The 16,036-nt window shown below is 36.1% G+C and carries 12 protein-coding genes and 1 tRNA gene; 8 read left to right on the top strand and 5 right to left on the bottom strand.

Translation table 11 applies throughout. The features are described 5' to 3' along the window. Nucleotides 1-135 precede the first annotated feature (135 nt). The 4 genes from K6119_RS15955 to K6119_RS15940 all read left to right on the top strand — a co-directional run bounded on the left by K6119_RS15955 (nt 136) and on the right by K6119_RS15940 (nt 4,476). Nucleotides 136-2,658: a protein-disulfide reductase DsbD family protein gene (locus K6119_RS15955; protein ID WP_221833269.1), complete on the top strand. Its 2,523-nt coding sequence runs from the start codon at nt 136-138 to the stop codon at nt 2,656-2,658. 208 nt (nt 2,659-2,866) lie between these two features. Continuing rightward, a complete protein-coding gene (locus K6119_RS15950; protein WP_237828173.1) occupies nt 2,867-3,496 on the top strand; it encodes a DUF2306 domain-containing protein in 630 nt (209 codons plus the stop codon). Between the two features lie 10 nt (nt 3,497-3,506). Beyond that, nucleotides 3,507-3,956 (top strand): hypothetical protein, encoded by a 450-nt coding sequence (locus K6119_RS15945; RefSeq protein WP_221833266.1) that lies wholly within the window; start codon nt 3,507-3,509, stop codon nt 3,954-3,956. Between the two features lie 85 nt (nt 3,957-4,041). Then, nucleotides 4,042-4,476, top strand: coding sequence for a hypothetical protein (locus K6119_RS15940; protein ID WP_221833265.1), 435 nt, complete (start codon nt 4,042-4,044; stop codon nt 4,474-4,476). On the opposite strand, the gene yidD is transcribed toward K6119_RS15940, so the two are convergent. From yidD to K6119_RS15925, 3 genes are read right to left on the bottom strand one after another with little or no spacing between them, the layout of a single operon-like run. Next, nucleotides 4,477-4,746: a membrane protein insertion efficiency factor YidD gene (gene yidD, locus K6119_RS15935; protein ID WP_221833264.1), complete on the bottom strand. Its 270-nt coding sequence runs from the start codon at nt 4,744-4,746 to the stop codon at nt 4,477-4,479. Continuing rightward, nucleotides 4,743-5,123, bottom strand: coding sequence for a hypothetical protein (locus K6119_RS15930; protein WP_221833263.1), 381 nt, complete (start codon nt 5,121-5,123; stop codon nt 4,743-4,745). Before K6119_RS15930 ends, yidD begins: the two co-directional genes overlap by 4 nt. 35 nt (nt 5,124-5,158) lie before the next feature. Next, nucleotides 5,159-7,711, bottom strand: coding sequence for a T9SS type B sorting domain-containing protein (locus K6119_RS15925; protein ID WP_221833262.1), 2,553 nt, complete (start codon nt 7,709-7,711; stop codon nt 5,159-5,161). Between the two features lie 238 nt (nt 7,712-7,949). On the opposite strand from K6119_RS15925, the gene K6119_RS15920 reads away from it, so the two are divergent. Further along, nucleotides 7,950-8,876, top strand: a complete 927-nt coding sequence (locus K6119_RS15920; protein WP_237828040.1) for a DUF58 domain-containing protein — start codon at nt 7,950-7,952, stop codon at nt 8,874-8,876. Here the strand turns inward: K6119_RS15920 and K6119_RS15915 are convergent. Further along, the gene (locus tag K6119_RS15915) at nt 8,873-10,414 is read right to left on the bottom strand and encodes a hypothetical protein (RefSeq protein WP_221833261.1); all 1,542 of its coding nucleotides are present in this window, start codon (nt 10,412-10,414) and stop codon (nt 8,873-8,875) included. The genes K6119_RS15920 and K6119_RS15915 overlap by 4 nt on opposite strands. Before the next feature lie 201 nt (nt 10,415-10,615). Between K6119_RS15915 and K6119_RS15910 the strand changes: the two genes are divergently transcribed. The 3 genes from K6119_RS15910 to K6119_RS15900 all read left to right on the top strand — a co-directional run bounded on the left by K6119_RS15910 (nt 10,616) and on the right by K6119_RS15900 (nt 12,486). Continuing rightward, nucleotides 10,616-10,692, top strand: a tRNA-Asp gene (locus K6119_RS15910). Beyond that, nucleotides 10,644-11,018 carry a GIY-YIG nuclease family protein gene (locus K6119_RS15905; RefSeq protein ID WP_336246120.1) on the top strand — a complete coding sequence of 125 codons (375 nt, stop codon included), beginning with the start codon at nt 10,644-10,646 and terminating at the stop codon, nt 11,016-11,018. The genes K6119_RS15910 and K6119_RS15905 overlap by 49 nt, the downstream gene beginning before the upstream one ends. Before the next feature lie 217 nt (nt 11,019-11,235). Further along, nucleotides 11,236-12,486, top strand: a complete 1,251-nt coding sequence (locus tag K6119_RS15900; RefSeq protein WP_221833258.1) for an NAD(P)/FAD-dependent oxidoreductase — start codon at nt 11,236-11,238, stop codon at nt 12,484-12,486. A 73-nt stretch (nt 12,487-12,559) separates the two neighbouring features. Here the strand turns inward: K6119_RS15900 and K6119_RS15895 are convergent, their stop codons facing one another. Then, nucleotides 12,560-15,946, bottom strand: coding sequence for an FG-GAP repeat protein (locus tag K6119_RS15895; protein WP_221833256.1), 3,387 nt, complete (start codon nt 15,944-15,946; stop codon nt 12,560-12,562). Nucleotides 15,947-16,036 lie beyond the last annotated feature (90 nt).

Here is a 16,036-nt window from a genome sequence, read left to right as displayed (position 1 = left end):
CAACTTAAAAAATTGTTAAAAAAAGCGGCCATGTGCCGCTTTTTTAGTTTTTAGAAATCCAATAATAAAATACAATTCAAAACAACTTAAATCGACTTTTCTCGTAATTTTGGTACACACAAATTATTTAGTACCATGTTCAAAAACTTGTTCTTATTTCTTGCGATCGCACTTATCCCCCAATTTGTAAAAGCACAGGACGATATGCCCGACTCTATTGACGAGGTAATCACCTGGCATTTTTCAGTTACTTATGAAGGAGATGAAGCCATTTTAAACATGACCGTTGATCAAAAAGATCACTGGCACATCTACTCACAAGTTCAACCGGACGGAGCCGTCGCATTTCCTACTTCATTTGATTTTGAAAAGAGTGATAAGTTTGAGTTAGTAGGTTCTACCAAAGAATACGGAGCTGAAGAACATGAGTCTGATGGATATCCTGAGAAATATTTTCCCGGAGAAAAAGCAAAATTCAAACAACGCATTAAAATAAAATCAAAAGAAGACTTCACTATTAAAATGGAGTATAGCTTCATGGCGTGTAAAACAGCTTGTTTTGCACCACAATGGAGAGATCATGAATTTAAAATCAAAGGCGCATCTGGCAATAATTCGGGCACCACTGAAGAGGAAACTGGTGATACTGGTGAAAATGATACTGAAGAAGGAGCGGATGTCGAAGAAGAAGGAAACGAAGCCTTATTAAAATCTCCCATAGGATTTCAAGCTTTTGCGACTTACTCAAATAAAACGGATTATGAAATCGTGGTAACTCCTATTATCAATGGTGTTGAGTACTTTTTAATGGGTGACAAAAGCTCAAACCCATTGAATATTGATATTAAAGGGGAGTTCGAAAAAGTTGGAGACATTTCAACTCCAGAATTCAAAGATTCAAGCATTTTTGGACTGAGCAAAGTTTTGGTAAATGTGTTTGACAGAGGATCTTTCACGCAAAAAATCAAAATTGATCCTAAAGATTCCGCCCAAATAGTAAACGTATCTATAAATTTTGCTGCAATAGACACCAACGGAAACATTTTTCAATCATTACCTACCGAACTTGAAATTCCTCTTGCGGAAGCATTTTATTCTGAAAATTCAGATGGTGTAACTGGAAGATCTTACTGGGGAATATTCTTTTTAGCATTTGGAGGAGGATTATTAGCTCTTTTAACCCCTTGTGTATTCCCTATGATACCAATGACAGTATCATTTTTCACCAAAGGATCTGAAGACAGAAAAAAAGGTTTATTCAGAGGTATAATGTACGGAACGTTCATTTTTCTGATTTACGTATTACTCAGTCTACCATTTCACCTCATTGACAAATTAGACCCAAGTATATTAAATGGAATTGGAACTCACGGACCTCTTAATTTGTTCTTTTTTGCAATGCTAACATTGTTTGCTATTTCATTCCTTGGTGCTTTTGAAATAACAATGCCAAGTAAACTTACCAACAGTGCTGATAAAAAATCAAATTTAGGAGGGATTATTGGTATCTTCTTTATGGCGCTAACATTGGCTTTGGTATCTTTCTCTTGTACGGGACCAATATTAGGAGGTTTGCTAGCTAGTGCTTCTTCAGCATCAGGTGGAGCTTGGAACTTAACAGTTGGAATGGCTGGTTTTGGTGTTGCTCTTGGACTTCCATTTGCTCTTTTTGCAATCTTCCCTGGCTGGTTAAATTCACTTCCAAAATCAGGAGGATGGCTAAATAACGTTAAAGTAGTTTTAGGATTGCTTGAATTAGCATTAGCATTCAAATTCTTATCTGTTGCAGATATTTATTGGGATGCACACCTTTTGGAAAGAGAATTATTTATCGCTATCTGGGTAGGAATATTCTTAGTAATGGGACTCTATCTTTTTGGAATCTTCAGAACTAAACACGATACTCCTACAGAAGGAATTGGAACATTTAGAGCGGTAACAGGAATTGTTGCAATTATATTCAGTTTGTATTTACTTCCCGGAATGTGGGGTGCGCCTGTAAAGTATTTCTCAGCTCTATTACCTCCTGAACATTACAGTGAAATTCCTTATGGTATTCATGGCTCAGCACCACCATTACCTGATGGAGCAAGTTATGAGCATAATTTAGTTGTATTCCATGATTTTGAGGATGCTGAAAAATATTCTGAAGAAACCGGAAAACCAATAATGATTGACTTCACTGGTGAAAATTGTGTGAATTGCAGAAAAATGGAAAACAATGTATGGTCAGATGAAAAAGTTCATGAATTAATGGATAAAGATTTTGTAATTGCATCTCTTTATGTTGATGATCGTGAACCTTTACCTGTCGCAGAAACTTCTCCATTCTCAGGAAGAAAACTTGAAACTTATGGTGACAAATGGGCTGATTTCCAGTCGCAAGTATTTAAGAAGAATAGTCAACCTCAATACGTAATTCTAGATCAGAATGGAGGAATGATCAATTCTGATGCGTCATACAGAACACACGGTTCTCCAGATAAGTTTAAAATTTGGTTAAAATCTGGTAGAGATCAATTTGAACTAAGAGGAGATATTAAAGTGAAGTACGGCAAAGTTTATGAAGACACTTTAGCACCAAAAATATTTGGAAGAGAGAGAGATTTTTCTTTGGAAGGCGGTGAAGAATTGAAAAGCGATATCCCATTGAAATAATCAAATAATCTTTTAACACATACATTTAAAAATCCCGGGAGAATTTCTTTCGGGATTTTTTGTTACTATTTTTAGCTTGTTGTATTATTGAATTGCAGAATGACAGAAAAGTTAAAATTGATTAATAATTTTTATATGAACGTTTTTTGTCGTTTATTGTATTAAGAAACAGATGGTCAAGGCGTTAAAATATATACCCTGGACTGTGATGACGCTTTTAGCGGTCTTTTTGTTTACCATCACGGCCAAGTATTTGACGTTTCAACCGGATTTGAATTTTTTGCTGGTAAAACAGGATCTCATTTTCGATACAGTTTGGAGACCCACTTTTTACCTGCATGTCACCTCCGGAATGATAGTAATCTTGATTGGTCCGTTTCAGTTCTTGAAAGCGTTCAGGAACAAACAGATGAAGCTGCACCGTTTAATTGGCAAAATTTACGCTTACGGTATTTTAATTATTGCAGCTCCAACTGGCTTGATAATGGCATATTACGCAGAAGGAGGAATTCTTTCAACTTACGCCTTTATTATCATGAGTGTATTGTGGTTTTTTACAACACTTATGGCAGTAATTACGGTTAAAAAGAAAGATTTGATTGGACATCAAAAATGGATGTACCGAAGCTATGCACTCTCTTTTGCAGCGGTAACACTTAGACTATTGGTTCCGCTAATGTCTGAACCTTTTGTAGGATACTACTTGGGATCAAGCCATGAAGAACAGACTTATATTATAACTGTTGCCACTGCATGGTTGAGCTGGATAATCAATCTTATTGTGGCAGAAATATTGATAAGAAAAAATTTAGGGAAAGTGAAAGCCCAAAAAAACTAAAACACGAATTATGAAAAAGTATATCGCATTAGGTTTTGTTGCCAGTGTTCTTTTGATATTTAGCTCTTTTGTTGGTAATGACAATGACAAGTCAACTGAGAAAACAATCATTATTAACAATGGAGATGACAACGAAGAAATTGTAAGCAGCAGTGACGTTTGGAAATTTATGAGAGAAAATGTATTTAGCGACTTAAACAAGCTGGTTGAATATGATGAAGAATCAAGATTCTCTCGTTGCCCTTCAGGCTTCTCTCAATACATGGATGAAGAGCTTTCTTCTAATCAACTAATTTACGGAACCATCACTTATGCACAAGGGTGCCATAGAGATGATTTCTGTCTTTATAAAATTGATTGGGCAAGCAAAGAAACATTCTTGAAGAAGAATCAAACTGAAGAATACGTTACAGTTGACACTTTTGTAAAACAAGAGAAAAAGAAAATTGCAAGAATCTAATTTTTATATTAGGGTTTAATAACAAAAATGTAGGTCTCACTAATGTTGAGACCTATTTTTTTTATCTTCAACAAAATTAAAATCCATGAATAATCACGAATGCCTTTTGATTACAGATGCATTGGCAATGAATTCGAAAATGCCAATGAAACAAATTCACAGTTGCATTGTTTGCACACCGAACTATTTCTTTATAGTTCCAACAAAAACAGTTGGTGTATTTGTGATTTTTGACACCATTAAGAATCATTCATTTTTTGAAGGACAAACTATTCCTCAAGGTTTAAAAACACTCATAAATAACACTGAGAAATTATCCGATTTAGAAAACCAAATGAAGGAGATATTGAATCAAGATGCGAAATACATTTTTGATTTAAGTGAAGCAACATCTAAGAAGATTAAAGGCTTTTTGGGTAAAAAAACATTGCAGATTAGAGAAGGAAAAAGTTGGGTTTCATTTTCACCAAAATCAAAAGCAGAAGGTAAAGCACTTGCAGAGTTTTATCCTAACTTTTAATTAATTCTCTTTAACGGGATGATCATGGTGATGATGTCTTTTGGGGTTTTCCGGAACTGGATCATAGCCTTGACCTCCCCAGGGATGACAAGAAGAAATTCGCTTGATTCCTAGCCAACCACCTTTGAGGGGACCCCATTCTTTAATAGCATGTATCATGTAATTGCTACATGTAGGATTATATCTACAAGAAGCTGGTAAAATTGGGGATATCAGGTATTGATAAATCTTTACCGGAAATATAAAAATTGCGTTGATTACTTTTCTCATTTCACATACGATTCACGCACAACCAAAGCATACATATCATCATCTAACTTGATGTATCCCTGATCATAACAAAAGTAGTATTTCCCGCCCTTCTTGGTTTCATAAATATTTGTAAAGTAAGCAAAGTTATACCCTTCTTCCATTAAGACGGATGCCGCAACCTTAGCCTTACCATTTGGATTTAATTTTGCGAGAATTCTTCTGTTTTTGCGAAGAATATTGTTGACTTTTCTCATGTAATTTGAATAGTCTCTATTCTCTTCGTTATGTGCAGTAGATCGACAATAATCAGAACAGAATTTCTTATCTCTGCGCCCAAACAACTCATCTCCACATTGTTGGCAAACTCTTTTTTCTGAAGTCGATTTTGAAGACATATTATTGTTGAAGATAGAAAAAAAGAAAATAAGGTCTACTTCAACACGGTTACATGACCAAATTCTATATGTCTGATATCATTCAACTCTTCACCAAACTCAATTCGCCAAATGTACACTCCCATTTCTACCAAAGATCCGTCATAAGTTCCATCCCATCCGGCTGTATAATCGTATGATTCAAACAATAATTCCCCCCATCTATTGTAGATACTCATGTGATAATCCGTTTCATCAAAACCTGAGAAAAACATTGGCTGAAATATATTGTTATGACTATCTCCATTTGGTGTAAAGACATTCGGCACGTAAAAGGTAACAGCATCAAGTATATTGATTTCAGTATTTAACGAGTCTACACATAACATATTAGCAGAATATGCTGTTAACCAAACCTCATATATATCCGCCACTTCCGGAAACAAATGCACCGGATTGATTGAAGAATCTAAATCACTTCCATCTCCAAAACTCCACCAATACAAATCTGCTCCCGAACTGGTATTTGTGAATTCAACCTCGGTAAATTCAATACTTGTTGTAGAAAGTGAAGGGTAAAAGTTAGCAACAGGTTGATCTGTTATGTCAACAAATTCAAGGTAAGTTTCTTGAGATTGACACCCTTCAGGTGTAGTTACGGTCAAGGTCACATCAAATAGTCCGGCCTGATAAATATTACTAACATCTCCACACAAGCTAGCCGTTTGACCATCTCCAAAATCCCATAAACACGAATTAATGGTGGCAGCATTTGATGTAAATGAAACTGTAACAGGCTCACAACCCATGGTATTTAATGCAACAAAATTGGCATCAGGATTTGGATTAACAACAACAGTTAAAACAGTAGAATCAGGACACATGCTATTCCCTGCAGTAGAATACTGTATTTCATAGGTTCCCACATCTGAGTTAGAAGGATCAAAAACACCTGTATTAACATCTAAATCTAGATTACTTCCAGCAGGTATAGATTGATAACTGAACACCCCACCTGTTATACCTAATATAGAGGGTGTTGAAGGAGTATCGTCCAGGCAATAACTATAACCATCAGGATACTCAAAAGTTGGGTCATCTACAGGTACAACAACAACATCAACTTGATCAGTATTTACACAACCGTTTAAATCTGTACCTGTTACCGTATAAGTAATTGTATTAGCAGGTGTAAATGATTGTCCATCTACAACCCCATTATCCCAAGAATAACTATCTGCACCACTTGCTGTTAACAACACCGCCGTTCCGTCACAAACAGTTTGATCAACACCCGCATCAACCGGAGGCAAGGGATTAATGGTTACAGTGACAGTAGAATCCAAAATACAGTTGGGATTTGGGGTTTGATAAGTCACATCATATACGCCGGCAACTGAATTAGCAGGGTCTATCTCACCTGTATTTACATCTAAGGACAGTCCAACAGGTACTGCTGAAAATGTTCCACCCAAATCTCCAGTTATGGTTGGTAAAAAGGAGGCAGCATCTCCACAATAATCATATGCACTATAATAAAAACCGGGATCCGCAGGAGTAACATTAATGGTAACAGGATAAGTTCCAGTACATCCAGAATTAGTCTCAACTATTGTTCCGGTATATGTAGTTGTAACAGATGGACAAGCATCTGGTGTTTGCAATGAAGGATCCGATAAATCTGTTGTTGGTGTCCAACTGTAAACTAAATTGGGATTAGTGAAGGTTGGATTATTTATTATGTCTACTAATAGCGTAGTACAATCTCCACAGTTTAAGTTAGTGCTTAAAGCTCCAGCATAAACACTCCATGGAGTTACATTGACAGTTAAAACTGTACCACAAGTATCATCAAAACCATTAGTATACAACACTTCATAATCAGTAGTAACATTTGGAACCACTGTTGTATCCTGATCTCCAACAACACCATTCCAGGTATAATAGTAACCTCCTCCACAATTATATGGCTGAATAGTAACATTGTCTATTCCCCAATGATCATTAACTGCTGCTGAAGCTTGAATTTGCGACCATTGAAACATAGTGTTTGTAGTTTGGGCACCCGGAGGAATAGTGAAGCAGTAATTAGCCCAAGAGTAATATGGACCTGTTCCGGTATTGTTAGGCTCAAAATAAAATATCGTTACCCAGTTGGCCCCACCATTAATTGAATATTGAAAATAAACACCCTCTGTTGCCAAATCAGGATCTTCACAATCACTACAACCACCACATGGATCATCATCTGCAAAATCTAAATCAAAGCAAACCTCACCACCGCATGAAACATCAAAACCTATTGTTTTTATTTCTCTCGGAAAAGGAACGTTTCCAAACCAGGCTCCAGGAGTTCCATCTAACGTTGGCCCACATGGATTAGCGTAAGTAATTGCAGATGAAGATTGCCAACCTGCTCCCAAAGTTCCCGCATTAAAATCTTCAGAAAGAGCAGGACCATTAGTATAACCTTGTGCAACAATATCCACACTTTCACCACAAATAATATTCTGAGTGGTATTAGGTGTTAAATTAAGTACACACTGAGCCTTTACCAAAAAAGGCAACACAAAGATCAAAAGGGAGGTAATTCGTATTAACAATTTCAAGCTAGGTTATAATAATTTGTCAGACGTTTATGAAATCAAAATAGTGGCTTAAATAGACCCTTTTATCCAAAAACATCCTGTTAAAAAAAATTCAATTTGATTTTTTTTGTGCAAAAATACGAAATTTAAAAGTCTCAAACCAAATTATTATCAGCCGTTAATAATCTTTAATTTCTTGTTATTTTCAATGGTTTTGACACTATTTTACCTTATATTTCGTTGCTAAATAAAAAAGCCGGTGTACGGAAACATAGACATACAAGAATTAGCCAAATTTGGAAATCTGGAATTTGTTGCAAAGCAAGTTGTTGAAGGATTTATTACAGGTATGCACCGATCTCCATTTCATGGATTTTCTGTAGAATTTGCTGAGCACAGATTATATAACACAGGAGAAAGCACCAAACATATTGATTGGAAATTATTTGCCAAAACAGATAAGCTTTTTGTCAAACGATATGAAGAGGAAACCAACTTGAGATGTCGTATTATTTTGGATGTTTCATCATCCATGTACTTTCCTGAAATATCAAATGAATATCCTTTAAACAAACTTGGTTTTAGTATTTATGCGATAGCATCTTTGGTAGAAATTTTCAAGAAACAAAGAGATGGAGTTGGGCTAACAGTTTTTGATGAAAAAATCATTACTGATACTGCTATTAAAACGTCATCAAGTCATCATAGAAGACTTTATCATGAATTAGAGCAATTGATGGTTGGACAAAAAGAAAATTTAAATAAACCAACTTCTCTTTCATCTATTCTGCATAATGTGGCTGAAAACAACCACAAAAGATCATTGGTAATCATATTCTCTGATTTCTTCAGCAAAGAGTCAATGGAAGATATAACAGATGCCTTTTTACACTTGAAACACAATAAACACGAAGTACTTTTATTCAATGTAATAGATAAAAAACATGAGGTTGAATTAGATTTTCCTAACAGACCTACCACTTTTGTTGACCTGGAGACAGGAGAAAAAGTAAAACTTCATCCTTCAGAAATTAAAAAGTCATTTCAAAAACAAGTTGCTGAAATCAATAAAGAGTTGAAACTTAAATGCTCTCAATTTAAAATTGATTACATGGAAGCAGACATTAGAGAAGGTGTTGAATTTGTTTTACAACAATACCTCATAAAACGAGGTAAAATTATTTAGTGTTTTACAAAAGTAGTATACTGCTTAATCCTTTTATAAATCAATGAAACCCTGTATTCCCCTGGCGGAAGTTTAGTAATATCTACTAAATCAGAATCAACCGAATGACCGGTAATAACAGTTTCATTTTCTACATTCTGAATTTTGTATTCAAAAGCCCCGGGATAAGAAACTGTTACAAATTCTTCATCTTCAGAAATATTTGCCTCTAATTTAGGCTCTTCATTGGTTTCAATAAATTCCACTTCAATGGAAAGGGTGAATGTTACCTTTTGTTCGCAACCTTCACTATCGGTAACCAAGAAATCATATTCTCCTCCTTCAACTCCAAACAATTCAGACTGTGTACCTATTAAATCACCACTGCTGTTTTTCCATTCATAAGTATAAGGAGCTTTTCCACCCTTTACTTTAGTTTTGATTCCACCCAATGACTTTTCAGACACTTCTGTAACATCACCTTTTACCTCAATTTTGTCAGCACATTTATTATCCCGAATTGCTAAAGCTGTACTGTCTTTTGGAGGATCTGTTGGCGGTTCTTCATCCTGCTTGCACTCTAAAGACGCTCCATCTGAAAATTTCCAAGTTAAATCAAAAGTTGAGCTATTACCTGACCAGTCATCTATCATCAAAACATAGTGTTCACCGGCTTTGACATTAATTGCGGCCACCCAACCGTTTCCGTATGAACCTTCAAATTGATCAGTTGCCATTTTGGATAATCCGGTAACCAGGCTATTATCACTATCACAGGCTGAAATTCTATACGCCATATCAGCTGTAAAAGCGGGACATTGATGCGACTGATAAGGACCCCACAAGCCCCAATCAAAATCAGTATCCTGATGCGGGGTAATTAAAAACTCAATAGTTCCGGGAGTTGCTACCTCAAATTTGTACCAGTTAGATTGATTTTCACCATTGTTTCCGTAATTCAAAATCTTATTCCAGAAATTAGGCCCAGGAAGTTCTTGGAAATTAGAACCACTAGCTTTGGTCGTAATAGCTGAATCTGAGCAAACTTTAATAGCTCCGGAGCAATCTTGAGTAGTTTCAGGCAATGGAGTTCCCGGTTTATCAGAAAGCGACACGGTAAAATCCCAGCCATCCATTGTTTCACGGTGATTTGCATTAGAAAACCGAACAGACAATGCTCCTGAAGGATTATTAGAAGATGCTGTAATTACATCTCCGGGCATGAGTTGATACTTTCTATTGGTTGCCCTTAAATAATAGTAACCGATTATTTGAGCACCTGGATGATTGCCGTCAAAAATGTACATTCTACAATCTGAGTTTATCTTAAAAGAGTTCACCTGGATGCTAACATACTGGCCTTCTTTTTTCGGATAAATTGTAATCAAAGAAGAAGCACCAGCCGAATAATTACCGGTTGCACCACCATCATCAACATATTGATAAGTTTTACCCGCATCAATAGTGACATTTTTAAACCCAGAAGTAGGTTGAATTATTTGTTGAGCAAAGGTGCAAAACGAAAATAATGATAATAAAAGGGTAAAAATTTTATTCATTAGTTCAGAATGGAAAACTGTTCATCAAGAAGATATCTCCCTGTGATTTACGAATTTAAGCAATTAGTTGTAAAGCCGCTATTCAATTAATAATTGTCGAGATTAAAAAAATTCAATTTTATTTAGAAATATATTTGTGGCATAAAAAAAATTACCTATTTTTGTCTCCGCTTTTAAACGATAAAGCACTTACTCTATAATGGTCCGGTAGTTCAGTTGGTTAGAATACATGCCTGTCACGCATGGGGTCGCGAGTTCGAGTCTCGTCCGGACCGCCAACAAGAAATCCTCCTATGGCTGGGAGGCTAGAAAAACCCGAAGCGCTTGCGTTTCGGGTTTTTTGTTTTTATCACAAATGACTTTTTACGTTTACATATTGTATTCCGAAAAATTTGACAAATTCTACATTGGTCAGACAAATAACCTGTCAAATAGGTTAAAAAGACACAATGAAGGTCAAGTGCTGTCTACAAAACATTACAATCCTTGGCAAATAGCCTGGTTTTGCGAAAAAGAGTCACGAAGTGAATCTATGATCCTGGAGAAAAAACTCAAGAATTTAAATCGGAAAAGATTATTAGAATTTATATCAAAATATAGTTAATATGGTTCCGACGCCGTGGTCGGAATCCAGACAAGCTTTGCTTCGTCTGAACTGGGAGGCTAGAAAAACCCGAAGCGCTTGCGTTTCGGGTTTTTTGTTTTGAATAGTTTCATGTAATCACCTTCTTCTCAGCCTAATCATTATCAGTTACTTATGTGACATATGTTCCAAAATGATCCTTTCTTTCTTTGTTTCTTGCAGTCAAATGCAAAGTACTATGAAACAGATTGTAATAGTTGGAGGTGGAACAGGAGGTATAATGACTGCCGCCAAGCTTGTAAAAGAAAAAGACATGGCGGTTACCGTCATTGAACCAGCAGAATACCACTACTACCAACCAGCCTGGACGTTAGTAGGAGCAAACACTTATAACTTTGAAGACACCAAGAAGAAAATGTCCGAAGTTATGCCCGCAGGTGTGAACTGGGTAAAAGATTATGCTGAAAAATTAGATCCGGACAACAACAAACTAATTACCCGATCTGGCGAGGAAATCAAGTATGACTATTTGGTTTTGTCTCCGGGATTGGTTTATGACATGAGTTTGATTGAAGGTTTAGAAGATGCCATTGATAAAGGAGTTGTTTGCAGTAATTATACAGACCCTAAACACACATGGGACGTACTTAAAAATTTCAAAGGAGGAAATGCTGTTTTTACGCAGCCTACCACCCCAATTAAATGTGGAGGAGCTCCTCAAAAAATAGCTTATTTAGCGGCAGACTACTTTAGAAAAAGCGGAATTGCAGATAAAACCAATGTAATATACGCTACACCAGGAGGAGTTATTTTCGGAATTAAAGAAATCAAAAAAACACTTGAAAAAGTAATTGACAGATACGGAATTGAGTTCAAACCTCATTATGCACCGGTTAAAATTGATGCAGACAAAAAAATCATCACTTTTAAATTTGTCAATGCGGACGCAAGTGAATGTGTAATCAATAAAGACAATAAGATTCATGAAAAAATGGTAGGTGATACCACCATTGAAATGCCATTTGACATGTTACATCTTGCTCCGCCTCAGGTTGCTCCTAAATTTATTAGCGAATCTGTATTGGCAAATGAATTTGGTTGGTTGGATGTTGATATCAACACATTACAACATAAAAAATTCGCTAACATCTTCGGGATGGGAGATGCAGCAGCATTGCCGACAGCAAAAACAGGAGCCGCTATTAGAAAGCAAGTTCCGGTAGTTATTGGAAACATCAAAGCATTAATTGCCTCAGGACACATTACAGATAAAGAGTACAATGGATATTCAAGTTGTCCTTTGGTAACAGGATATGGAAAAATGGTTTTGGCCGAATTCGACTATGAAGGAAACTTTACACCGGACCCTAAGCTAAAACAGATGCTCATTTTTGATTCGTCAAAAGAGCTGACAAGATTATGGTGGTTGAAAAAGTACATTTTACCAAGACTTTACTGGAATAAAATGTTGAAAGGAAAAGATGTTTAATAATCTTTTGGGTTAGATGAAAAAAAAGGGTCCTCAGAAACGTCTGAAGGCCCTTTTTTGATTTATTTTATTTCTATCCTTTGACTACCAAAACATTTTTATTGTCCTGTGTTGATGAAAAGTTGAAGATGTAAACTCCATTTTCAAATCCACTCAAGTCAATTGTCATGTTCAAAGAACATTGTTTTTCTAATACTAATTGTCCAGCAGGTGAATAAACTTTCAAAGTTGCATTCTCCATGTCAACAAATGAATCAAAAGTAATATTCACTTCCCCATTAGTAGGATTTGGGAATACTGTAAATAATTGGTCTTCTATCAATTCATCACTTTCCGCCATCTTAAACACCCCTTGATTTGAAATATCGAACCTGCTAACAAATAAATCAACTTCATCTGCACCTGTTCCGAACACATTCCCACTTTGCTGACCTCCTGATTGGTAACCAAGTTCACCAATTACATTTCCTGTTATATACCCATAACCAGAAGCAGAAACAGCAATATCTCCAACTTTGTGTTCATCAATCATAGAATAACCTTGGGTTGCATTTGACCATATTGGTTCTCCATCAATAGTTTCATAACCAACAATGTACACTAAGCTTTTTTCGCTTCCATTTAAGTGCTCTTGTTCAATTGTGTTACCTCCAAAAAACGCAACATTATTGTTGTCAAAAGTACCTGTTAAATAAACTGTATTGTTATAAAAATCGATTCCACTTACAGTTACTTCACCGTCAGCAGCATCTGCTTTTTGCGTTTGATTCCAAATAGGTTCACCATGCACGTCCATTCCTGTAACAAAAACATTTTGTCCCGCTCCATTATTATCTATATAATGTCCAGGAAAGTTGAACACTTCATTTACACCATAATCATAGGTTCCGGTTACATATCCGTTTCCGGTTGCCTCATCAACCTCAACACCTACTCCTCTCATATTTCCATCTGAATTGTATCCTTGAATAATAAATAATTCTCCTGGAGTTGACCCCACTTCATATTGTGCAACAAAAGCATCAAAATTACCAGTTGTAGGAGCAGATAACGGAGTATTTCCCGGATCAAAAAGTAATTCATTATCAAAGTCTCCCACTATCCATAATGACTGAAGATCTCCATTATATGAAATATCTCTAATGTATTCATTACCTGCAGACGTTCCAAAAGTGGTTATCTCCCAGTTTTCATTTGTAATTCCTGAATTTATAGTTTCATAATCAGATACAAAAGCTGATGTCTCTCCGTATTGATCATCTGCATGATATCCTCCTACAAAAACATCATTACCGTAAGTATTTGCTTTTACACAAGTCAATTGTGTGTAATCACTTTTAATAATTGGCTCAAGGAATTCAACGGTTCCATCTGTCATTTTAAGTCTCATTAAAAATCCAGAATTTGACCCACCATATGCTTCACCCATGGTGCTACCGTCAGTACCATCTAATCCATAGCTTCCTTGTACGAGCATGGCTTCTTTAAAATTACCTACAACGTATACGGCATTGTCAGCAGGAGCCAAATCTATTCCGGTTCCTCTTGAATCCGCATTAACACTTTCAATACCATGTGTCACCCATAATAGATTACCGCATGCATTGTACTTTGCAACATACACATACTCTTCTAAAGAACCAGACCCTGTATTAGCACTCACGTTGGGATGAATACCTCCACCAACAAACTCTGTTTCAGTAGTGAAATAACCAGTTACATAAACATTATCATAAGCATCCGTAACTAATGCTAATCCATTTTCAATTCCAGATCCATTTTCTGTAAAACTGCTAAAGTTTCCATCTTCATAAACCACTACTAGTGTAGAAGCTGAAATACTATTTATGGTGTAAAATATGATGTGGTTTCCTACACCAGCAACTGATGGGTCAAACAAACCTGTTTGAGGATCCATACCCGGACCACTCCAGGTTCCTTGATATAATAAACCATTTTGCAAGGTCATTTGAATAGGATTTCCGTTATATGCACACAAATCAATATCCTGCTGAGGATTTATAGAAGGAATAGGTGTATTATTTTGGAAAATGTATACGGCACCTGCGTCCTCCATATATCCTGATGGATTTGGGAATACATCATTCAAAGGCTCACGTCTTGCACTAATAATTATTTTGGTTCCTTTTATATAAACATTGTGACCAAAATGGGCACTTTCATCCCTGTCAGGTGCATTTAGCTTAGATGTATTTGTCCAAACACTTCCTACTTTGTCAAAAACATAAACAGAACCTGCATCATTTAATAAGTTGGCCCCATTTTCATCATGATCTTCATGCATAGTTCCAACAATTAATCTATTACCTTCAATTGAAATTGAATTTGCAAATCTATCACCAAGTTCTCTATCAGGTGCAACAATTTTTTGTTCAGGATCCCATGAACTACCATTCAATTTAAATATGTAGCATGAATTTGCTCCACCAACATAATTTTGATTGTTTTCATCATATGAATTCCTACTTGAAACAGCCAATTGATCATCATCTAATGCAATAGCAATTCCAAAGTGATGTTGCCAAGATCTTCCATCAGGCGCAACAAGCTTTTGATGATAGTTCCACTCTACTCCATCCCATTTATAGATCACAACAGAACCGGCATAAGGTATATCAGAATTTGGATCATTGTTTTCATCAAAATAGTCATGATCAAATCCAACTGCAGCATAATTACCATAAATTTCAACATCCTGGCCATATGACCATGCATAGGTATCTACCATAGGAGGTAGAATTTTGTTTTGAATCTCAAAAACACCCCCTACTTTTTTGAAGATACAAATGGCACCAGGATAACTTGGGATAGGACCTCCAAATTCATCTGTATGATTGGTTTTACAACCCACAATTAATTTATCTCCCTCAATATCCAAACCATGACCAAACTTATAGTCATTACCATACTCAACGGCATTACCATTATGGGTTGTGAATATTTGCTGAGTAAAGACGGCCTGATGTGTTGTAGTATTGATTTCATAAACACATACCACTCCATTATTAGAATAACCATTTACATCATATGTAGGAGCTGATGCTACAACAGTAGTTCCAGAAATACCAACTTCCCATCCGAAATAATCACTCTCAGAAGCATCCACATTATTGACAGCATCTTGAAGGAAAAATTTATGCTTTTCTTCCCAAATACCATCTACTGAATTGTACTTATACAAGTACACGGCTCCGGCATTATTGGCCTGTTCGTCATCTTGAGGAGCACCGACAACGGCATAGTCGCCATCTAGTGCTACCCTACCATTGGTCCAGACCTCCCAGTTCCCAGACATCACTTCAGGGGCAGTTGTTACTCCTCCAAAAATTTGACCCGGATATCTGTCGTTAGGAACTAATTTATCGTGACATATTTGTCCGAAAGCATTGGTGGCCAATAAGCATAGCGCACCAATGAAAATAGATTGAGATATTCTCATTAGTTATAAGTTTTAGGTTAAAAAATGTATTACTGGAACTAAAGTTAAATAATTATTCTAGAAAAGAAAATAGAATGCACATTGATAAAT

This window comes from Paracrocinitomix mangrovi, assembly GCF_019740355.2.
Taxonomy (GTDB): Bacteria; Bacteroidota; Bacteroidia; order Flavobacteriales_D; family Crocinitomicaceae; genus Paracrocinitomix; species Paracrocinitomix mangrovi.
Note: the sequence above shows the minus strand (reverse complement) of the source record. Positions and strands in the feature narration are given on the sequence as shown.